Raw genomic sequence first — 23,793 nt, forward strand, 5'->3', positions numbered from 1 at the left:
TTGAAACCTCAAACTTAAAACCTTTTAACCTATTACTTCCAACTTCGCAAATCGCAATAACAATTTCTTCAATCCTCCGACATCAAAGCGAATTTCTGCTTTTTTATCGGCACCAATTCCTTCAATGTTTACGATTTGTCCTTTTCCAAAGCGTTCGTGCATTACGATATTTCCAACATTTAAATTCGCATCGACAACATTAGAACTTCCAGAATTGCTTGAAACAGGTTTCAATCGTCTAATATTTGCTGTGGGACTTGGTTGGTCTTGTGTTAAATACTTTGGTGGTGTTCCTGCGGTTGGCTTTGCTAATCTTAATTTTGATTTGTCAATATCGCCAAAAACATCAATATCCATAACCGGTTTGTAACGATAACCCGAATCTACTGGATTCAAATATTCTAAATATTGGTCATTGATTTCTTCAATAAAACGCGATGGTTCGCTATCCACTAATTTCCCCCAACGATAACGTGATTGTGCATACGTCAAATACGCTTGATGTTCGGCTCGGGTTAAAGCGACGTAGAACAAACGACGTTCTTCTTCTAATTCACTTCGAGTATTCAAACTCATCGCGCTTGGAAACAAATCTTCTTCTAATCCCACAATAAACACATGTGGAAATTCTAATCCTTTTGCCAAGTGAATCGTCATTAGTGCTACTCTATCGTCGTCTCCAGTATCTTTATCTAAATCGGTGGCTAAAGCTACGTCTTCTAAAAATTCGGCTAACGCACCTCTGGCACCATCAATTTCTTTTTGACCTTCTGTGAAATCTTTTATACCGTTTAATAATTCTTCAATATTTTCAATTTTGGCAATTCCTTCTGGAGTTCCATCTTTTTTGAGTTCTTGAACTAACCCTGTTTTCTTTGTTACATGATCGGTTAAGAAAAACGCATCTTGATTCTCATTTATGACTTGAAAACTCTTAATCATCGTGACAAAATCTTGAATTTTAGCTTTAGTCCCTGCATTTAGTTTCAAATCAATTTTTTCAATGTGTTCCATTACTTCAAAAATAGAACGCTTATAATGATTGGCTGCAACCGTTAATTTCTCAACCGTGGTGTCACCAATTCCTCTCGCCGGATAATTAATCACACGAACCAAAGCTTCTTCATCTTTTGGATTAATCACCAAACGCAAATACGCCAAAACGTCTTTAATTTCCTTTCGTTGATAAAATGACAAGCCACCATAAATTCGGTACGGAATGTCACGTTTACGCAACGCATCTTCCATAGCACGTGATTGTGCATTGGTACGATACAAAATTGCAAATTGTCCGTTTAACATTTGATTTTGCATCTTCTGTTCGAAAATAGTTGCCGCTACAAAACGCCCTTCTTCTCCATCGGTTAAACTACGGTGGACTTTAATTTTGGGTCCGTCATCATTCGATGTCCAAACGATTTTATCTAACTTGGTTTTATTCTTATCAATTACGTTATTCGCTGCTTCTACAATGTTTTTAGAAGAACGATAATTTTGTTCCAAACGGTACAATTGTACGTTTTCGTAATCTTTCTGGAAATTTAAAATATTGTTGATATTCGCACCACGGAAGGCATAAATACTTTGTGCATCATCGCCCACCACACAAATATTCTGAAATCTATCCGATAAGGCTCGAACAATCAAATACTGTGAGTGATTTGTATCTTGATACTCATCTACTAAAATATAACGGAATCTATCTTGATATTTTGCCAATACATCTGGAAAAAGATTCAATAATTCATTGGTTTTCAATAACAAATCATCAAAATCCATCGCACCCGATTTAAAACAACGCTCTACATATTGTTGATAAATTTCACCCATACGCGGTTTTTTACTCATCGCATCGGCTTCTTGTAATTCGGGATTATTAAAATAGGCTTTTACTGTAATTAGTGAGTTTTTATACGATGAAATTCTTCCTAAGATTTGTTTAGGTTTGTAAATATCTTTGTCCAATTGCATCTCTTTGATAATCGCACCAATCAATCGCACTGAATCTTGCGTATCATATATTGTAAAATTTGATGGATACCCTAATTTATCAGCTTCACTTCGCAATATTTTAGCAAAAACTGAGTGAAAAGTTCCCATCCAAAGGTTTTTAGCTTCGTTGTTTCCAACAATGTCCGCAATACGTTTCTTCATTTCACGTGCCGCTTTGTTGGTAAAAGTTAATGCCAAAATATTAAATGCATCTACTCCTTGACTCATCAAGTTAGCTATACGAACGGTTAATACACGTGTTTTACCCGAACCGGCTCCCGCAATTACAATCATAGGGCCGTCTTTCTGCAAAACAGGTGCCTGCTGTGCTTCGTTTAATTGGCTGATATAGCGCTGCATTTCATTCATAGGATTCGATAACTTTTAACTAATTTACAAAAATACACTTTGGTAAGTGTTTTTACAAGTTTTTATTTTGTGCTTAAAGTGAGAGAAATATTTAAAGACATAGACACAATAGATCTATTTTGTGTTGATTTTAGGCGATTTACTTAACATAGAAAAATTGAGCAACTCCTTTTTGAATTTAAGATTTGATTTTAACCATTTCTTTAATTTCTCAAATCTGTGTTCCTAAACCTATTTGAATTTTAATAATTTTAATCTTAATTTGCGACATATTTAAAACTATTAAAAATGACAATCGAAGATAAATTATTAGAAATTGCTGCTTATACCTTACCTGCTTTAATTACGGGTGGTGTAGCTTTTGTAATGATGCAAAAATTTTACAACAGCGAAGAAAGCAAACGTAAATTTGAATTACTAAGGGAAAACCAAAAACAAGCGTTGCCCATTCGTTTGCAAGCGTATGAGCGAATGGTTTTGTTTTTAGAACGCATTAATCCAACACAATTATTATTGCTTGTGGCTCCAACAGGAAAAAGTAAAGATGATTATGCAACATTGTTATCGCACCACATTCAAACGGAATTTGAGCATAATTTAACACAACAAATTTATCTTACAGCTGAAACTTGGGATATTGTACTGAAAGCTAAAAATAGTACCGTACAAATGATTCGAAAAAATGCGCTACGAGAAGATGTTGCCGATGCAGACAAATTAAGAGAAGCCATTATGATTGAGCTAACTGAGACCGAAGCACCAAGCAACATAGCCATTAACTATTTAAAAGAAGAATTGAAAAGAGTTTTTTAAATACAAATCCCGAGTTAAAGCTCGGGATTTTTTTTTATTTCTCATTTAAAAATTTCAAATACAACTCTTTCATGGTTATATCTGAAGTTGATGCTAATTGTTCAACCTTTGCCCTGTATTCATTATTTTTAAGAAACTCACGAATTTTAGTTCTTGCAAAAAGTGTAAACTGCCACTTGTGATGCACGGTTGCTTTAAACAATAATTCAATTATCTTTTCATCATTTGGATGTAGTTGCAATAACAATTCTAAAGCATTTTGTCTAACCGAACTTTCGTAGTTTGATGAAGCAAAGTCTACTAACTCATTATAAAAATTATTACTCGTTGATGCTGAAAATCCAATTGTATTCATTGCCAAAGCCAACCAAGTTAAGCGGAAACTTTTATCATTATTACCAATAATAGCTTTAGTTTGTTCTAAATAACGGAATCTATCTTCAGGAAAATTAACACATAAATTTGTTAACGCTATTTCTTTAGTAAGATAAGATTCATCGGCAAACAACGTTTCATATGCCCCTTTAAAATCACTTGGAATGACCTTCATTGTTTCGGCTACAGCTTGTCTGACTTGAATGTTTTTTGTGGCCAAGCCTGCCTCTAATATCACCTTACGTTCGTCAAATGGCAAGCTTTGTGTTTGATAAATAATATATTGCTTAATAGGATAATAAGCGTCCGATTGCATAATAGCAACTAATTCAGATAAAGATTTCTTAGTTTTTCGAACCGCAATATATTCATCCATAAATTTATTTTTAGATAGATATTTCTGAGCGATTTCCATTTCAAATCCAGATTTTTCTAACCAAATCTTTTTGAAATTCTCCACATCATAATCCGAAAGATCTTTTACAATTTCCAAGAAATCATCAGTGTTGACGTTTTTATATTGGTATTTTTTTAAATACTTTTTTACCGCTTTTTGAAAATTCTCAGCACCAATGTCTTCTCGCATTACATGCAATGCCCAAGCTCCTTTTTTGTAAAACGACAACGAACTCGCCTTTTCGTTCATCACGGGAATTGTATCCGTTTTAGAAGCACGTTTTAATTGTTCGGCGTAATCGTTTAATTCTTCATAGAAATAATCATCACCAAACAAATGACGCTCAGCTAATAAAGCATAATAGGTAGCAAAACCTTCTTGTAGCCAATGGTGTTTTCCTGATTGCGCGGTAATTAAATCGCCAAACCATTGATGCGCCAATTCGTGTGCGTTGACATTCACATAATTTCTATCATTAAAACCAATTTCATCCACCACAAAATCTTGTGCAAAAATCGTTGAAGTCGTATTCTCCATTCCCGCATATAAAAAGTCACGAACAGGAACTTGGCGGTAAATACCCCAAGGATACTTCACTCCTATTTCTTGCTCCAAATAATCAAACATTTCTTTGGAATAGCGATAGGTTGGTTCAAACTTCGTAACATCGTTTTTATCCAAATAAAATTCTAATGGTGTTCCGGATTTAGTTATTGATGTTTGTTTTGCAAAACTTCCAATAGCTAACATTACTAAATAAGATGACATTGGTTTTTGCATTTGATAATTCCACGTGATTAAATTCCCTTTCGAATTGTACTTATTTGAGATAAAAGTACCATTTGAAATCACTGGAAAATCATTTCTAAATTCAACAGAAATATTAAAAATAACTTTTTCATTCACGTCATCAAAGCTCGGCAACCAGTGACTAGTATAACGCCCTTGACCTTGTGTCCAAATTTGAAGATTTTCTCCTTCACCTGTAAAATAAAGTGTTTGTTTGGGTTTTGCTGAATAGCTAAATCTTAATTTGTTTTTCCCTTTTTTAAAACCCTCAAACAAATCCAATGTTTTTCCTGAATTTTTAAATTTTACGGATTTTCCATTGATCATAACTCCTGAAAACTCCATGTTTTTAGCATCGATTTTTATGGTATCGATAGTTTTTTTTATTTTAAATTCATAAACCACATCACCATAAATTGATTTTTCAGAATGATTTGGAGAAACCAATGCATTACATTTGATAAAATCAACTTTATCAGTTTGTTGAGCAAAAGACAAATTAATGAAAATCAGGGCTAAAAGAATACGAAACATCTTGATGGATTTTAATAAGTTACGAATATAAACATTTTCAATTTCTCTCATTTCTAAATTAACAAATTATAAACTATCTTCGCTTTTACATTTAGGAACACAGATTGAAGTAATTGGATAAATTTTTAAAATTTCTCCAATCTGTGTTCCAAAAATTGAATTTTGAACTTGTAATTGCACTTGAATTTGAATCTACTCGAAACTCCCATAGAATATCTCAAAGGCGTTGGTCCTCAGCGTGGCGATTTATTGCGCAAGGAGTTGGGTATTCATAAATATGTCGATTTACTGAATTTATTCCCAAATCGTTATATCGATAGAACGCGTTATTATAAAATTAACGAACTACAAAACAGTAATTCGGAAGTTCAAATTGTGGGTAAAATCATCAATATCAAAACGGTTGAACAAGGCAAAGGACGTACGAGATTAGTAGCTACTTTTGTGGATGATACAGGTCAAATGGAACTCGTTTGGTTTCAAGGACAAAAATGGATTCGTGAGAGCTTAAAAATTAATATTCCGTATGTGATTTTTGGAAAAGTAACGCAATTTGGTGCTACTTACAACATGGCGCATCCCGAAATGGAATTGTTAGAAGAACATAAAGCCAGTCTTCGTTCGGCCATGCAACCTGTTTATCCAAGTACGGAGAAATTAGCCAACAAAGGAATTTCAAACAAAGTCATCAATAAAATGATGCAACAATTGTTTGTGGAAACACAAGCTTTGTTTTCAGAGAATCTTCCAAATTACCTTTTAGAAGAATTGAAGTTAATTCCAAAAAATGCGGCTTTATTCAATATTCACTTTCCAAAAAGTCAAGATTTATTGGCAAGAGCGCAATTCCGATTGAAGTTTGAAGAATTATTTTTCATTCAATTGCAATTGATTACGAAGAATCTGATTCGCAAACACAAAATCAAAGGAATGCCTTTTGAGCGCGTAGGTGAAAATTTTACAAATTTTTATAATAACCACTTACCATTTGATTTAACGAATGCGCAAAAACGCGTCTTAAAAGAAATCAGAAACGACTTAGGAAGTAACGCCCAAATGAATCGTTTACTCCAAGGCGATGTAGGTTCAGGTAAAACTATTGTAGCATTAATGTGCATGCTTTTGGCTAAAGATAACGGTTTTCAAAGTTGCTTAATGGCACCAACTGAAATTTTAGCCAACCAACATTTTAATGGAATTTCAGAATTAGCTAAAAAACTGAATATTAATATAAAAATATTAACTGGTTCAACTAAAACTTCAGATAGAAAAATTATACACGAAGAACTTGAAAATGGGACTTTAGATATTTTAATTGGAACGCATGCGTTATTAGAAGACAAAGTACAATTCCATAATTTAGGTTTAGCGATTATAGATGAGCAACACAGATTTGGTGTGGAACAAAGAAGTAAATTGTGGGGAAAAGCCTCTATCCCTCCTCACGTTCTTGTAATGACCGCTACTCCTATTCCTCGAACTTTAGCTATGAGTTTGTATGGTGATTTGGATATTTCAGTCATTGATGAATTGCCACCAGGAAGAAAACCCATTCAAACCGTTCATCGCTATGATTCGAACCGATTGAAAGTTTGGAAATTCCTGAAAGATGAAATAGCAAAAGGTCGCCAAGTATATATTGTGTATCCGTTAATTCAAGAATCGGAAAAAATGGATTACAAAGATTTAATGGATGGTTATGAAAGCATTTCTAGAGATTTTCCTTTACCTCAGTATTCTATTTCTATCGTTCACGGAAAAATGAAACCTGCCGATAAAGATGAAGAAATGCGTCGTTTTGCAGAAGGAAAAACTAATATTATGGTTGCGACTACTGTGATTGAAGTTGGTGTGAATGTACCCAATGCTTCTGTTATGGTAATTGAAAGTGCGGAACGTTTTGGATTATCACAATTGCATCAGTTACGCGGTCGTGTTGGTCGTGGCGCTGAGCAAAGTTATTGCATCTTAATGACAAGTCACAAGCTTAGTAACGATAGCAAAATCCGAATGGAAACGATGGTTCGTACCAATGATGGCTTCGAAATTTCCGAAGTTGATTTAAAATTGCGCGGTCCTGGTGACATCATGGGCAAGCAACAAAGTGGTGTTTTAAATCTTCAAATTGCAGATTTAGTCAAAGACAAAGAAATTCTACAATTAGCACGTCACCATGCAATTAAACTCTTAAAAGACGATGCTCCAATGGAAAAACCAGAGCATGCCAAATTAAGAGAAGCATTTATAGAATTGAGCAAGAAAAAAACAATTTGGAACTACATTAGTTAGCTGAAATTTTTCAAAACTATTTCTTCTTAAACTTTTAAACAACTTAACATTTTAACTTCTTTCAACATTTGTACCTACAACATTGTTAAATAAATCGTAAGTTTTTCGCATTTTTGAATAGTAAAACCTAGCTTTGTACAAATCAAAGTTTAGCGTATTCAAAATGAAAATAAAAACCCTTACCCTAACAGTAATTACTCTTTCCCTACTGGGTTTAATCGGATATAGAATTATATCAAACAAAGCCGAAGCGGCAAAAAATGATAAAAAAGGGGACAAAAAACCACCTGTAATGGTTGATGCTATTATTGTAGCCGAAAAAGATTTTGCCAATGCTATTTCGTTATCAGGTGCAATAGAAGCCAATGAAAATGTCGAAATTAGAAGTGAAGTTTCGGGTATAGTAGAAAAAATCTATTTCACTGAAGGGACAAATGTAAGTAAAGGTCAGGTTTTAGTAAAAGTAAACGATATTGAATTGCGTGCCCAACTATCGCAAGCGGTTACCAAACAAAATTTAGCAGCGGAGAACGAAAGAAGAGCAAAACTATTACTACAAAAAGAAGCCATCTCACAAGAAGAATATGACATCGCTAGTGCCGAATATAGAAGTCTAAAGGCACAAACACAATTAATTCAAGCGCAGATAGCTAAAACAGCCATCAAAGCACCTTTTTCAGGTAAAATTGGATTACGCAATATTTCTCCAGGAACTTACGTAACACCTACCACTTTAATCACTAAATTAGTCAGTGCCAATCAAGTGAAAATTAGCTTTTCAATTCCTGAAAAATATGCTTCTGAAGTGGAAAACAACTCGCCTATTCAATTTACAATACCGAATAACCCACAAAAATTTACAGCAAAAATTTATGCCATAGAACCTGAAATTGAAACTACCACACGTACGTTAAAAATCAGAGCGATTGCAGATAATCCAAATGGAAAACTATTAGCGGGAACCTTTGCTAACATTGAACTTCCACTTAAAAACATCAAAGGGGCAATTAGCATTCCTTCAGAAGCTGTAGTTCCTGTACAAGACGGTAAAGTAGTATATATTGCGAATAACGGCAAAGCCAAAGAAATTAAGATTGAAACCATCGCTAGAACGGATAAAGATGTAATCGTTACACAAGGCATCAAATCAGGTGACACTTTATTGACTTCTGGAGTGATGTCGCTAAAAGACGAAGCTGATATCAAAGTAAAAGTAAAATAAGCTATTCTAAATTCTAATTTCAAACTTCTAAATTTAAAATGAGTTTATCCACTTTAAGCATAAAAAGACCCGTATTTACTATAGTAATCAACTTATTGATTATTCTCTTTGGTATTTTAGGCTACAGTTATTTGGGCGTTCGTGAATTTCCTTCTATCGATCCTGCTCAAATTAATGTAAGAACCAACTACACTGGTGCCAATGCTGAAATTATCGAATCACAAATCACTGAACCGCTTGAAAAAGCAATTAATTCTATCGATGGAATTCGAAACATTACTTCCTCTAGCAACCAAGGTTCGAGCAACATTACCATCGAATTTAAACTTGAAAAAAACTTAGAAGAAGCCGCTAATGATGTACGCGACAAAGTATCGCAAGCTGTTAGAAGTTTACCACAAGATATAGATGCGCCACCCGTAGTAGCCAAAGCCGATGCAGATTCAGATGCTATCATTTCGATGACTGTGCAAAGTAATTCTAAAAATGCACTAGAGCTAAGTGATTATGCTGAAAATGTTATTTCTGAAAGAATACAAACCATTCCTGGAGTTAGTAGTGTTCAAATATGGGGGCAAAAAAGATATGCCATGCGTATTTGGATGGACCCTATCAAATTAAATGCCTACGGAATCACTGTGGCCGATGTTCGAAAAGCTTTAGACCAACAAAATGTTGAATTACCTTCTGGAAAACTAACCGGTTCAAATACCGAATTAATGGTGAAAACCTTAGGGAATTTGTCTACTGAAAAAGAATTCAACGACATCATCATTGTTGCCAATGCAGAAAAAACGGTACGATTGAGCGATATCGGTTATGCTGTATTGGCTGCAGAAAACTTAGAAACCAAATTCACTGAATCTGGAAATCCTATGGTTGCTGTAGCAGTAATACCACAACCAGGAACCAACTATTTAGAAATTGCCGACCAGTTTTATAAAGAAATTGATAAACTTAAAAAAGATTTGCCAAGCGACATCAAACTAGATATTGCTTTAGACAACACATTGTTCATCAAAAAATCAGTGGTTGAAGTAGCCGAAACATTAGCTATTTCCATAATTTTAGTAATACTCATTATTTTTTTATTTTTTAGAGATTGGTCCATTGCATTCCGACCTTTAATTGACATACCTGTTTCTTTGATTGCTACCTTTTTCATCATGTATTTATGTGGCTTTTCCATCAATGTTCTAACACTTTTGGCTATCGTTTTAGCTACTGGATTAGTAGTAGATGACGGAATTGTAGTTACCGAAAACATCTTCAAAAAAGTAGAAGAAGGCATGTCGCCAATTGAAGCAGCTATCAAAGGTTCAAATGAAATTTTCTTTGCCGTAATTTCGATATCTATTACACTGGCCGCAGTCTTCTTACCTATTATATTCTTGGAAGGGTTTGTAGGAAGGCTATTCCGAGAATTTGGAGTGGTGATAGGTGCAGCCGTTCTAATATCAGCTTTTGTGTCGTTAACCTTAACCCCTATGCTGAATGCTTACTTGATGAAAGGTGGCGAACAAAAGAAAACTAAATTCTATACGTTTACCGAACCTTTCTTTGTCAATTTAAATAAAGGTTATGCTAATGCATTGACCAGCTTTTTACAAAAAAAATGGTTGAGTTTTCCAATTATCGCCGTATGTATTGGATTGATTGTATTGTTCTTTGCTATTTTACCCAAAGAAACGGCTCCTTATGACGACCGTAGTTTAGGTATTGTTAGCGTTACTACTCCCGAAGGTGCTACTTATGAATATACCGACAAGTTCATGGATGATTTATCCAAACTCATCAACGATTCTATTCCAGAGAAAAAAGTAGCCTTAGTAATTACCTCGCCAGGGTTTTTATCTTCTTCAGTAAACTCAGGAAGGGTTCGTTTGGCTTTAGTTGACCCAAGTGAAAGAGAAAGATCGCAAAAAGAAATTGTAGACGACTTAACCAAATGGACGAAGAAATACCCACAAGCAAAAGTTAATGTCTCAGAACAACCTACTATTTCTGTAAACAGACGCGGTGGATTACCCATTCAGTACATCATTCAAGCACCCAACTTTGAAAAACTTAGAGAAAAGATTCCGCAATTCATGGAAGAAGCAAGCAAAAACGAAACCTTCTCAAATGTGGATGTGAATTTAAAATTCAACAAGCCTGAAATTAACGTAACCATTAATCGCGAAAAAGCTGAAAGTATCGGTGTTTCTGTCTTAGATGTGGCACAAACATTACAATTATCGTTAAGTGGACAACGCTTTGGCTATTTCATGCAAAACGGAAAGCAATACCAAGTCATAGGTCAGTTTGACGAAAAAGACCGTGATGCTCCTTTGGATTTAACGTCTATGTTTGTAAAAAACAAAGCAGGCGAACTCATTCAATTAGACAATGTCGTCGAAGTCGAAGAACAAAGCAACCCGCCGCAGTTATTCCACAACAATAGATATATGTCGGCAACCGTTTCTGCAGGTTTAGCACCCGGAAAAAGTATGATTGATGGTATCAATGCTATGGACGAAATCAAAGAAAAAGTATTAGACGATAGCTTTACAACCGATTTAGGTGGCGAATCTAGAGACTTTATGGAAAGTAGTTCCAATACTTCTTTCGCTTTCGGATTGGCATTATTGTTAATTTATTTGATTCTAGCGGCACAATTTGAAAGTTTCATCGACCCGTTCATCATCATCTTAACTGTGCCTATGGCAGTAGCTGGAGCTTTATTCTCTTTGTGGTTATTTGGGCAAACATGGAATATCTTTAGTCAGATTGGAACTGTCATGCTGATTGGATTGGTAACCAAAAATGGTATTCTTATTGTGGAATTTGCCAATCAACTCCGTGAACAAGGAAAATCAAAATACGGTGCCATATTGGAAGCTTCAGAAGCACGTTTGCGTCCTATCTTAATGACCAGTTTAGCCATAGCGTTAGGTGCTTTACCAATTGCATTATCACTTGGAGCAGCATCTGCTAGTAGAATGGGAATGGGAGTTGTAATTGTGGGAGGAACTATGTTTTCCTTAATTTTAACTTTATTTGTCATCCCAGCCTTTTATTTGATGTGGTCAAAAGCTAAAAAACATAGACCAGAATTTGATAATTTAGACGCTTTAGAGAAATAATATTATGCAACATTTATATAAAATAGTATTCCTTTTCATCATCGGATTTTCATCGCAAGCACAGGATTTGCTTACCCTTGAAAATGCTGTAAAAATAGCTTTAGAAAACAACTATGACATCAAAATTGCACAAAACAATGCTAAGATAGATGCCACAAACAATAGCCTTGCCAATGCGGGTATGTTGCCTATTTTAACTGCTAATTTAACCAACAATAACAGCCAATTAAACACCAAACAAACCCAAGGTGATGGCACAGTAAGAGAATTAGACGGTGCTAAAAATATGAGTTTAACATATGGCGTAGGATTAGACTGGACTATCTTTGATGGGATGCGCATGTTTGCCAAAAAAGAACAACTAGACCTATTAGAACAACAAGGGAAAGCCGAACTACAAGCCGCTATGCTGACCAAAATCAGCGATGTGTACCTAACCTATTTTGACCTAGTACAACAACAGCAAGTTATTGCTTCAATTGATACCGCTATCGTAATTTCTAACCAACGCTTAACTACGGCACAAAATCGTTTTACAATTGGTAAAGCTTCCAAATTAGAAGTATTAAATGCACAAGTTGACTTGAATAGTGATAAAAGTTTGTTGTTAAAACAAAAAGAACTATTTCGTACTACGCAAATCAAATTAAATGCATTACTCATTCGTGATGTGTTGACTGATTTTAAGGTAGCCAAAGAAATTACTTTAGAACAAAATATAGTGTTTGAAGATATAAAAGCAACAGCCGAAAAGCAAAACCCACAATTACAAGCACAAATCTTATCCAAAAAAGTAGCCGATTTAAACCTCAAGCAAGTCAAAGGCAATCGCTACCCTACTGTGCGTTTAACCTCTGGTTACAATTTCACCCGTTCAGAAGCTTCTTTAGGTTTTATTACCCAATCATCAGGGCAAGGTTTTGTATATGGTGTTACGGCTTCTGTGCCAATTTTTAATGGTTTTTTACAAAACAAAAATGAAAAAGCAGCCCAATACCAAGTAGAAAATGCAAATTTTCTTTTAGAACAACAAAAACTCGATTTAGAAGCCCAATTAGCCACATTATACGCCAGCTATCAAACCAATTTAGCACTTATACAAATAGAAGAAAAAAACCTAGAAATTGCCAAGCAAAACCTAGACATCACCCTTGCCAAGTTCAAAATTGGAACCATTACTACCATTGAGTTCAGAACCGCACAACAAAACTTTGTAGAAGCCTCAGTGCGCTATTCCAATGCGCAATATATAACCAAACTAGCTGAAATCAATCTAAAAGAATTAGCAGGCACTTTAAAATTAAATTAATATAATTAGCTTTGGTAAAATGTCTAGTTGTTGAATTGTAAAATTGAATAAACAAAATCAACAATTCAACAACTAAACAATTCAACATTTAAACAATTAACAATAAATGGTACAATACAACCCAAAAGACTGGATTACATTTATCTTTCGCTTTCACGAATCAGACACCTTTCGTCAGTTGATTCCGATGATGATTTTTATTGGTTTATATGCATTAGGCATTGCTTATTTGGAATTAGAATATTGGAACCTTTCCGAAAAAAGCCATGTAAAAAACCTACCCATAATGCACACTACAGTAGGGTTTGTGCTTTCGTTGTTATTGGCATACCGCACCAATACCGCCTATGACCGTTGGTGGGAAGGTAGAAAACAATGGGGCGCATTAGTTAATAATAGCCGCAACTTAGCCATTAAATTAGCAGCCTATTTAAAAGATGAACACGATAGAACCTACTTTAGAAAAGTGATTCCAGCTTATGCTTCGGTGCTTTCCAAACATTTATTAAACGAAGAAGTGAGCAAAATGCTATTTGAAGGACTTGATTTAGAAATCGACCAACACAAACACCGTCCCAATCAAGTAGGAAAAATGCTCTTTCAAAAAGCCAACGACTTGTACCAATCTGGAAAAATAACGGGCGATCAATTCTACATCATCAATGCCGAATTGCAATCGTTTACCGATATTTGTGGCGCTTGCGAACGTATTAAAAACACGCCTATTCCCTACTCTTACAGTTCATTTATCAAGAAGTTCATCTTCTTTTTTGTCATGACCCTTCCTTTTGGATTTGTTTTCAGTTTGGGGTATTATGTTATTCCTGTAGTGGTCTTTATTTTTTATGTCCTTGCAAGTTTAGAACTCATCGCAGAAGAAATCGAAGACCCATTCGGAAACGATGCTAACGACTTACCCATGACAAAAATTGCTGCCAATATTAAAAAGCATGTTGAAGAGATTTTGTAAGAAATAGAATGTTATACTTCTTTTAAATGGTGGCTTCGAGAGCCTCAGTCACCATTTAGACATTCACAATAAACATTTTTTTCATTGGTTCTTCTGAGACCGTTGCACCAAGTATTAAATAGGATTTTTCAGCAATGAATCACTAAACTTTTCAAACCAAAAAAATAGAATAACCGATACTTTCATTGGTATATTATTTTTTGCTGTTTTACACAAATGTTCAATCAAAGATTTTACAATTTTGTACTGAAACCATCATTTCAACAAACGACTGTTAGCAGAAATTTTTATTTCCAATTATCTATACTCTTAATCCAAATTTCAATAATTTTAGGTTCAATAATAATAAAATAACTTTTTAACGGAAATTCATTTCTTTCTGAAGCAGAATTATTAATTATTAAATAATTATTTTTTTCATCATAATAATAAATTTTTGTATCAACAATTGCTGATTTTGAAGCTTTAAAATCTGGCAATTCATTTGAGATTACTTTGTCATAGGTTATCTTTTCAATAAGTTTTTTATCAGAATTTCCTACTCCAACAGCAATGCTCTCTTTATTATAAATTATCATTTTCGACACTTCATCGTCAATGTATAAATCTTCAACTAAAAAACTTCCTTCACTTCTTAAACCGTTGGATTTTGAGTCAGGAAATAGTTTGTGCATTTCAGCATATTTGTTTTTTAGTTGTGCATTAGCGAATTGCATTACTAAAATTATAGATAAAATTAAAATCTTTCTTTTCATGTTAAATTTTTCAAGGTTACTGTTAACGTTGGTAGCTTGACTACAACCGACTAAATAATTCTTTGTTGGTTAATCACTAAACTTCAAAAACTGACAAAAATTTTAAATTAAGCCTAAACCCCACTATATTGCCAAACTGAAATAAGTAGTGCTTATTCATTATTTGTTTGGTTCTGTCCAAAATAAATTTGGATTATTTGTTTTATAGTGAGTAAATTTTACACCTGTTTTCGCATTAGTTTGCTCATTTTTTTGTGGCGTTTGCACAATTCCATCTAAAGGCAGTAGTTCAACATAAGTTATTTCCTTTCCGTTTTTCCAAGTTTCAGAATCATATTCACTTACCAATGGTGTTTCTAGTCTGTATAAGTTTTTAGCCATATAAGTTTCTAAATAATACTCTTTTGTTTGTGAATTTTTTTTATTCCAATTTGCTTCTGGATTTAATATCAACGTCTTACCATTTATTAATCTTTCACGTACTTCACTAATTCCAAGTAATTCTCCTTTTTCATTCATTACATAAGCATCAAATGTTGGGTCAATCCAAATCCATTTTTTTAAGTCATTGCTGTAAACCATATTTATTACGTGACAATCATCAAAATCTGTCTCTTTAGGCATACAAGTTATATATCTTGATTTTATTCCCATTGACAAATAACATTCATTTAGAATAATTGCCATCATTCTACAATTAACTCCACGTTTTTCAGTTTTACAAACTTTAATTAAATCGATTGCATTTTTCAAAGTAGGATTATTACTACTACCATCGTGTCTTATGATATTATGAACCCAATGTAATAAGTTAAGAATTTTAGAAACTTCATTACCATTACCTGCTATCGAATCTAATTTAAAATCTTTCCTTATCCTAACAAGATTAGGATTATCCATAGATTGATATTCAAATTTTGGTATAAATCTATTGTCAGATATATTATAATTTTCTGCATTCTTTAATTTTTCCAAATATGGAATTTTATATTTGATTTGAGTATTAGCTTTTATGGAGTCATTTAGTAAAATAATAAAATTAAATTCAGTATCCTTTTTAATTTTTACTGTAATTGAATCTTTATCTGTAATAAAAGTAACTTTTTGCCCCAAAGAACTTGTTTCATAAACATCTGGGTTTATTTCGGGTGAAATTGTCCAATTCTGTTTTCTGAAATTTTTTCCATCTCGTATGTCTACAGTTTTAGAAGTTGCTTTAATAATTGGAATCTTTTTTTGACCAAAAAGGAATTGACCAAAAAGTGATAAAACGGCAATTAAAGTGATTTTAATTTTCATATTATAAATTAGTTTCCTTTTTAACGTGATTTTTCTTCGGATAGTATGTATGCCAAAGTTATATAACTTGTTTTGAGCAGTATTGAGCCAACACCAAGCCATTACAAACATAACAAAACATCCCATTCAACAGCGAGTTTACCGTAGCAAAATCCAGAAGTAGTCATTGAAACGAACTGAAGTTAGCAGCATTACTTTATTTCCATATTTTCCCGCCAGAAAGAACAATTATAAAATATTGAGGAATCAAAATAGTTCCCGAAATTAGAACAAAAAATTTTGAATTATTTAATTCATAAACACACTTGACTTTTTTTAAATCCGTTTGTTTTAATTTAGAAGAGAAAAATTTATGTGTAAAGTAAAGCCATAATAAACCTATCGGAAAAAACATTAATTTGTTGGTCGAATTGTTAGTGTTAAAACTTGGAATTTTAAATTGAAAAAAATCACCAAGAAGTAATATCACTAATAAAAGGTGAATAAACTGCATAATAAATATTAAACAGCTTGCATTGAAAGACGGATCTATTGATTTTTTAGATTTTAAAAAAATATAAAATTTGAAATATAAAGATGTGTACATTTATATACAGTTTATTTTTCAGTATTACTGCTAACATTCTGAGGCCAATTTTCATTGGTATTGAGCCAACACCAAGCCATTACAAATATAACAAAACATCCCATTCAACAGCGGGTTTTCAGTAGCAAAATCAGGAAGTAACCTTTGAAGTGAATCACAGTTATCAACAGGATTTATTTTTTACAATATTTTTTATAAGCCTCTAACACCATAGAATTAGTATCGCCAAGTTCAACGGCTTTACTTAAATCAAGGCAAATTTTTTCAATCTCTGAATCAGTAATTTCAACATTTTTCGTAGCAAACACTCGTACGTCATTAGATTCAGACAATGTTCGACTATCTCCAAATTCATATTTTCTTATAATTGTAAATGCCTATTTCCGTATGCGTTTGTAAAAAATGGTTCTATTTGTAAAGTCTTATCGAAATCCGCTTTAGCTTCTTCAAACTGAAAGTTATTTAATTTCATTGTTCCTCTGGCAAAATAACCATCAGACCAATTAGGTTCAATTTTTAAAGCTGCATCTAATTTTTTTATTGCACCTTTATAATCCATTTGTCTGTATAATTCTTGTGATTGATTATATAATTCAAAAAGTTTATCATTTATTTTATCTTTTTGGTATATACCATTAATGTAATTGTTTTTTCCTTTTATTTCTCCCGTAGAATAATAAGAAACAGATGTTCCGTCCATTTTCCCATTCACAAAGTTTGTTCGTTGTTTTAATTGTCCGTTTGGATGATACATTTCCCAAATTCCAATTTCATTTCCGTTCTTAAACTCGCCTTTTTGCATTAAGGTTCCGTTTTCGTAAAATCGCTTTTCAGTTCCGTTTGAAAGCCCATTTTCGTATTCAATTTCGTCTGACACGTTTCCGTTTATATGAAACAATAAACGCTTACCTTTTAATTTGCCATTAAATAAATAACCTTCACCCTCTTTTTTACCGTTAAGATAATAGTCAATAAATTTACCTGTATATGCTTCAGAGTCTTTTAAAAACCAAGCCCCATTTTTTTTTGTCATTTTTTTAGTTGAAGGAATAGCTTTTAAGCTATCAGGTCTTTTTGCGTACTCTTTGGTAAAAACATAAATAATTCCGTCTAAATCCTTGAAGCCTTTGGTTTCAATTATTTTTTTTTCTTTTATTACATCAACTTTCTCAATTTCATTTTCTGTTAATGTTACTAAACCTTCTTTTGGTTCTTCAATAACAGGAATCGAATCTACGATATAAAGAATTCGTTCATTTTGGTTTTGTCCAAATGTAGATAGACTTAAAAAAAATAGATATAAAATTGTAATTTGTCTTTTCATTTGTTTTCTGTTTAAGTTTGTTGTAATAGTTATACAACTTGTTTTGAGCAGTATTGAGACGTACCCTTAATGAAATCGCTGTGAAACAGGTTTCAGAACTACTAAGATTAAGCGTTACAAACCTCTAATTCCATGTAACTGGATATTCCATATAATCCAAGAAACCATCTGTTTCATAAAGTATCGAATACCCCTGTTTTGTTAATATATAGTGGCATACTTTTACCTCATTATTCCTTTTGGGAAACGTTAACACGGCCGGACACAACTTTGCTTTGGATACTTTCAGCACTACCAACTCATAGTCTTCATCAATCTTCTTTTTTGTAAAAAATCCTAGTGAAGCATCATTCACAAATCGAGCAATTTTTATATCATCCAGTGCATATGTATCAATTTTATACGGTATACCCTCATAATCAGCACACTTTGCATTCATTGTCGTACTAATAGAAATACTATCATTCGTAATATTCTTAATTACACCACTGCGATACCGTTTACCGTTGGCAAATTCCAAATCATAAATAGCTTCCATACGAATCACAAAACCAGCGTTACCTACACCCCAACTTGTAGCATAGTCCAACGTTTTGCCTTTCTTTTGCACTACCAAAATATTGCCCTCTTCATAACGGCAATCATAATGTTTTCGGTATTCCGCTTCTCCTGGAATGGTATCATTTTGTGCATACATACCACAACTCCATAGTAACACAAAAATTAAAACTATTTTTTTCATAAATATATAATTACTGAACATTAACAATCAATGTAATATAAACCACATCCAAAACTTCTACATCTCCAACGGATTAAAAGGTAAGAATTGAATTTCAAATATAACAGAAAAAATATATAAACGCTACATAATAAACCGAAAACAAATAACCCAAACAAGAGCATACAAAATGACTTTTCTAAAAAATCTTAATCCTCATAAAGACAACTCAAAAGTTAAAATTCATGAGAATAGATTAGAAAACAAAATCAAACCTATCAATTTAGTATATTTGAAAAACAATCACAACGAATTAAAAACATGACTAAAAGGTTTACAATTATTTTTTTGATGCTACTTATCAAAAGTATGGCACAAGAAAACAATAAAAATAACGACTTAGTAGAATGGATTAATCCTTTAATGGGAACCGACAGCAATTATGAACTAAGCAACGGAAACACCTATCCATCTATAGCCTTACCTTGGGGAATGAATGCTTGGACACCGCAAACAGGAAACAACGGAAACGGATGGCAATACACCTACGACGCCACTAAAATTAGAGGCTTCAAACAAACCCATCAACCTTCTCCTTGGATGAATGATTACGGGATGTTTTCCTTAATGCCAATGGTGCAAAAAGAAACGGTTGACGAAGAACAACGCGCCAGTTGGTTCAGCCATAAAACAGAAATCGCAAAACCTTATTATTACAGTGTTTACTTAGCCGATTACGACATCACTACAGAAATTACACCCACAGAAAGAGCTGCTACCTTTCAATTTACCTTTCCAAAAACAGACAACGGATATATCGTAATAGACGCCTTCGACAGAGGTTCTTATCTCAAAATCATTCCATCCGAAAATAAAATCATAGGGTATAGTACGAAATACGCGCGTGGCAAACTCAATAACTTTAAAAACTATTTTGTAATCGTTTTTGATAAAGCATTTGACCCAAGCTCACTATGGAGCGATGCCACAAAAATGAAAGAATTAGAACTTTCTGGAGCGCATATATCAGGATTAATTCATTTCAAAAACCTAAAAAAAGGAGAGAAAATTTCGGCAAAAGTAGCCTCTTCGTTCATCAGTTGGGAACAAGCCGAAATCAATCTAAAAGAAATAGGTTCCGATAATTTTGAAACCGTAAAACAAAAAGCTAAGAAAATCTGGAATCAAACCCTAAGCAAAATTCAAGTAGAAGGCGGCACACCAGACCAAATGCGTACCTTTTATTCTACGCTATACCGCACCGTATTTTTCCCAATGAAAATGTACGAAATCAACGCACAAGGGCAACCCATACATTATAGCCCCTATTTAGGAACCGTAAAGCCGGGGTATCGCTTTGCCGGTACGGGTTTTTGGGATACCTTTCGTGCATTATATCCCTTATTAAACTTAGTGTATCCGAGTATCAATAAAGAAATGCAGCAAGGCTTGGTAAATGATTATTTGGAAGGTGGTTGGTTGCCCGAATGGAGCAGTCCATCCTACAGTGATATTATGATTGGTAACAACTCGGCTTCGGTTGTAGCGGATGCGTATATAAAAGGTGTAAAAATCGATGAAATTGAGACCTTATATGAAGCGCTATTGCATGGTGCAAATAACGAAGGACCACAAGCAACAGGTAGAAAGGGTGTCGAATTTTACAACAAATTAGGCTACGTTCCTTATGATGTGAATATCAATGAAAACGCCGCAAGAACCTTAGAATATGCTTATGATGATTTTGCTATTTATCAATTAGCCAAAGCATTAAACAAACCGCAAGCCGACATCGATTTGTACAAGTCACGAGCGCTGAATTATAAGAATGTATTCGATTCGGAAACAAAATTAATGCGTGGTAGAAATAAAGATGGTAGCTTTCAATCGCCTTTTAATCCTTTAAAATGGGGCGATGCATTTACCGAAGGCAACAGCTGGCACTACAGTTGGAGTGTATTTCATGATATCGATGGTTTAGCACAAGCGATGGGTGGCTACAAAGAGTTTACAGCAAAATTAGATGCTGTATTTACTATGCCTCCTCATTTTGATGACAGCTATTATGGCCAAACCATTCATGAAATCAGAGAAATGCAAATTACCAATATGGGGCAATATGCACATGGCAATCAACCGATTCAACACATGATTTACCTGTACAATTATGCAGGTCAACCGTGGAAAACACAATATTGGATAAGAGAAGTGATGGCAAAACTATACCAACCCACTCCAGATGGGTATTGTGGCGACGAAGATAACGGACAAACCTCCGCTTGGTATGTATTTTCGGCATTAGGGTTTTATCCAGTTTGTCCTGCAACCAATCAATATGTATTGGGTACACCCTTATTTAAAAAAGTGACCATACATTTAGAAAACGGAAAACAATTTATAATTGCCGCACCTAACAACAGCGCAGCTAACAAATACATCCAAAACTGCACACTAAATAAAAAAGAACACCCTTTCAATTGGATCAGTCATGAAGCCATACTAAACGGAGGAACCTTACAATTTGAAATGGCTCCAACACCAAATACCACTCGAGGTACACAATCCGAATATTTCCCTTTTTCAATGTCAACAAGTAAATAAATGAAAAAATACTTCACCCTTTTTATTGCAGTACTTTCGTTAGGAATTAGTGCTCAAAAAACAAATAAAAATCTAATCCCATTCGTAAAACCTATTATTGGTACCCAACGAATGGGGCATGTTTATCCTGGGGCTACGGCGCCTTTTGGAATGGTACAATTAAGTCCAGATACCGATACCATTCCCTATGCTGTCAATGGAAAATATAATCCAGAGGTATATAAATATTGCGCAGGCTATCAATACGACGACAAAACTATTGTAGCCTTTAGCCACACGCATTTCAGTGGAACAGGACATTCCGATTTAGGCGATTTCCAAATCATGCCTACAACAGGTCCTTTACAACTGAACCCAGGCACTGCACAGCATCCAGAAAAAGGTTTTCGTTCCGCTTTCAGCCACGAGGAAGAAACCGCTGAAGCTGGATATTATAAAGTAAAACTCAAAGACCATAACATTCTGGCCGAACTAACAGCAACCACCAGAGTGGGAATGCACCAATACACGTTTCCTAAAAGCAAAGAAGCGCATATCATCCTTGACCTAATGGCAGGAATTTACAATTATGATGATAAAACGGTGTGGACGTATGTTCGTGTGGTGAATGATACTTTAATTACGGGGTACAAACAAACCAATGGTTGGGCGAAAAACAGAACGGTGTATTTTGCTATGAGTTTCTCTAAACCTTTCAAGTCGTATGGACATAAAAATTGGGATTCCAAACAAGTCTATCGAGGGTTTTGGGGAAAATTCAATACCACTCAAAATTTTCCAGAAATAGCAGGAAAAAAAATCAGAATGTTCTTTGACTTCGAAACCGAAGAAAACGAAAAAATTCAAATCAAATTTGCCTTATCTCCGGTCAGCCAAAAAAATGCACTCGCCAATATGCAGGCAGAAATCCCGCATTGGAATTTTGAAAAAGTCAAACAGCAAACCCAGGAGCAATGGAATACCGAATTGAATAAAATTCAAATTGAAGCCAGTCCTAGCCACATGATTAATTTTTACACCGGACTTTACCATGCATTCATCAGTCCTACAGTATACATGGACACTAATAACCAATACAAAGGATTAGACCAAGACGTACATACCGCCAACGGATTTACTAATTATACTACTTTTTCTTTATGGGATACCTACAGAACCTTGCATCCGCTATTCAATATGATACAACCCAAAAGAAATGCAGACATGGTACAATCCATGATAGCACATTACAACCAAAGCAGTTTACACATGTTGCCTATTTGGAGCCATTATGCCAATGACAATTGGTGCATGAGCGGGTATCACAGTGTAGCCGTAATTGCAGATGCCATCATCAAAGGAACCTATAAAGGCGACCCGATGGTAGCTTTAGAAGCTTGTGTAACTACAGCCAAAAAGCGCAACTATGAAGGCATCGGAGCCTATATGGATAAAGGCTACATTCCGGCTGAAGTTAGTGGTATTTCGGTTTCAAACACTTTAGAATATGCTTATGACGATTGGGCAATTGCACAACTTGCCAAAAAATTAAATCAGGAAAGTATTTATGCTGAATTTATAAAGCGTGCCGACAATTGGAAAAATAATTATGATGCTTCGGTCGGATTCATGCGTCCAAAATTAGAAAACGGTACCTTCAAAAAAGAATTTGATGCCTACAGCACACACGGACAAGGTTTTATCGAAGGAAACAGTTGGAATTATAGCTTTTTCGTACCCCACAACCCTACGGCATTAGTAGAAAAAATGGGCGGTAAAAAAGCCTTCGCTAAAAAATTAGATACCCTATTCAGTATGCATTTACCCGATTCCTTTTTCGCCGAAACCGAAGACATTACACGTGATGGTATCATTGGCGGCTATGTACATGGAAACGAACCAGCACACCACGTACCCTATCTATACAATTGGACAAACGAACCTTGGAAAACACAACAACAAGTTCGTCTAATCCTAAACAAACAATACCAACCCACCCCAGATGGATTAGGCGGAAATGACGATTGCGGACAAATGAGTGCGTGGTATATCTTCAGTAGCCTAGGCTTTTACCCTGTAGCCCCTGGATCAGAAAACTATGCCATCGGCAGTCCCATAGTAAACAATGCCATACTGAATTTAGAAAACGGAAAAGTATTTGAAATTGAAGTACAAAATCAATCCGACGAAAATGTTTTTGTAAAAAGCATCATACTAAATGGAAAACCACTTCAAAAGTTAACCCTAACACACACCGAAATAATGAATGGCGGCAAACTAATATTCGTAATGAGCAACAAACATTAAAAGCTGCCTTATTCATAAATAATAAATCCTCAATGGT

15 protein-coding genes are annotated in these 23,793 nt (G+C 34.3%); 9 read left to right on the plus strand and 6 right to left on the minus strand.

The window, feature by feature from the left end:
• Window positions 1-24: 24 nt before the first annotated feature.
• On the minus strand, window positions 25-2,352 hold the full coding sequence (locus VK164_RS04625) for an ATP-dependent helicase (RefSeq protein ID WP_324208272.1): 2,328 nt from the start codon (window positions 2,350-2,352) through the stop codon (window positions 25-27).
• A gap of 297 nt (window positions 2,353-2,649) precedes the next feature.
• Between VK164_RS04625 and VK164_RS04630 the strand changes: the two genes are divergently transcribed.
• Window positions 2,650-3,174: a hypothetical protein gene (locus tag VK164_RS04630; protein ID WP_324208233.1), complete on the plus strand. Its 525-nt coding sequence runs from the start codon at window positions 2,650-2,652 to the stop codon at window positions 3,172-3,174.
• A gap of 34 nt (window positions 3,175-3,208) precedes the next feature.
• Here VK164_RS04630 and VK164_RS04635 read toward each other — a convergent pair whose 3' ends face one another.
• Window positions 3,209-5,320 (minus strand): M1 family metallopeptidase, encoded by a 2,112-nt coding sequence (locus VK164_RS04635; RefSeq protein WP_324208234.1) that lies wholly within the window; start codon window positions 5,318-5,320, stop codon window positions 3,209-3,211.
• 129 nt (window positions 5,321-5,449) lie between these two features.
• Between VK164_RS04635 and recG the strand changes: the two genes are divergently transcribed.
• The 5 genes from recG to VK164_RS04660 all read left to right on the plus strand — a co-directional run bounded on the left by recG (window position 5,450) and on the right by VK164_RS04660 (window position 14,184).
• Window positions 5,450-7,558: an ATP-dependent DNA helicase RecG gene (gene recG / locus VK164_RS04640; protein ID WP_324208235.1), complete on the plus strand. Its 2,109-nt coding sequence runs from the start codon at window positions 5,450-5,452 to the stop codon at window positions 7,556-7,558.
• Window positions 7,559-7,721: 163 nt separating this feature from the next.
• Window positions 7,722-8,780 (plus strand): efflux RND transporter periplasmic adaptor subunit, encoded by a 1,059-nt coding sequence (locus tag VK164_RS04645; protein ID WP_324208236.1) that lies wholly within the window; start codon window positions 7,722-7,724, stop codon window positions 8,778-8,780.
• A 38-nt stretch (window positions 8,781-8,818) separates the two neighbouring features.
• Complete coding sequence (locus tag VK164_RS04650) at window positions 8,819-11,905, plus strand: efflux RND transporter permease subunit (RefSeq protein ID WP_324208237.1); 3,087 nt, start codon at window positions 8,819-8,821, stop codon at window positions 11,903-11,905.
• 4 nt (window positions 11,906-11,909) lie between these two features.
• Window positions 11,910-13,214, plus strand: a complete 1,305-nt coding sequence (locus VK164_RS04655; protein WP_324208238.1) for a TolC family protein — start codon at window positions 11,910-11,912, stop codon at window positions 13,212-13,214.
• A gap of 106 nt (window positions 13,215-13,320) precedes the next feature.
• Window positions 13,321-14,184, plus strand: coding sequence for a bestrophin family protein (locus tag VK164_RS04660; protein WP_324208239.1), 864 nt, complete (start codon window positions 13,321-13,323; stop codon window positions 14,182-14,184).
• A 287-nt stretch (window positions 14,185-14,471) separates the two neighbouring features.
• On the opposite strand, the gene VK164_RS04665 is transcribed toward VK164_RS04660, so the two are convergent.
• The 4 genes from VK164_RS04665 to VK164_RS04680 all read right to left on the minus strand — a co-directional run bounded on the left by VK164_RS04665 (window position 14,472) and on the right by VK164_RS04680 (window position 18,890).
• The gene (locus tag VK164_RS04665) at window positions 14,472-14,939 is read right to left on the minus strand and encodes a hypothetical protein (protein WP_324208240.1); all 468 of its coding nucleotides are present in this window, start codon (window positions 14,937-14,939) and stop codon (window positions 14,472-14,474) included.
• 159 nt (window positions 14,940-15,098) lie between these two features.
• A complete protein-coding gene (locus VK164_RS04670) occupies window positions 15,099-16,238 on the minus strand; it encodes a transglutaminase-like domain-containing protein (RefSeq protein ID WP_324208241.1) in 1,140 nt (379 codons plus the stop codon).
• 947 nt (window positions 16,239-17,185) lie between these two features.
• Entirely contained in the window at window positions 17,186-18,148 is a 963-nt protein-coding gene (locus tag VK164_RS04675) for a hypothetical protein (protein WP_324208242.1), read from the minus strand.
• 124 nt (window positions 18,149-18,272) lie between these two features.
• A complete protein-coding gene (locus VK164_RS04680; protein WP_324208243.1) occupies window positions 18,273-18,890 on the minus strand; it encodes a hypothetical protein in 618 nt (205 codons plus the stop codon).
• 169 nt (window positions 18,891-19,059) lie between these two features.
• Here VK164_RS04680 and VK164_RS04685 point away from each other — a divergent pair, with 169 nt between their 5' ends.
• From VK164_RS04685 to VK164_RS04695, 3 genes are read left to right on the plus strand one after another with little or no spacing between them, the layout of a single operon-like run.
• Window positions 19,060-19,194, plus strand: coding sequence for a hypothetical protein (locus VK164_RS04685; protein ID WP_324208244.1), 135 nt, complete (start codon window positions 19,060-19,062; stop codon window positions 19,192-19,194).
• Window positions 19,195-19,220: 26 nt separating this feature from the next.
• Window positions 19,221-21,470 carry a GH92 family glycosyl hydrolase gene (locus tag VK164_RS04690; protein ID WP_324208245.1) on the plus strand — a complete coding sequence of 750 codons (2,250 nt, stop codon included), beginning with the start codon at window positions 19,221-19,223 and terminating at the stop codon, window positions 21,468-21,470.
• Entirely contained in the window at window positions 21,471-23,756 is a 2,286-nt protein-coding gene (locus VK164_RS04695) for a GH92 family glycosyl hydrolase (RefSeq protein ID WP_324208246.1), read from the plus strand.
• The last annotated feature ends 37 nt before the right edge of the window (window positions 23,757-23,793 follow it).

Origin of the sequence: Flavobacterium sp., from assembly GCF_035299005.1 — a bacterium.
Taxonomy (GTDB): Bacteria; Bacteroidota; Bacteroidia; order Flavobacteriales; family Flavobacteriaceae; genus Flavobacterium.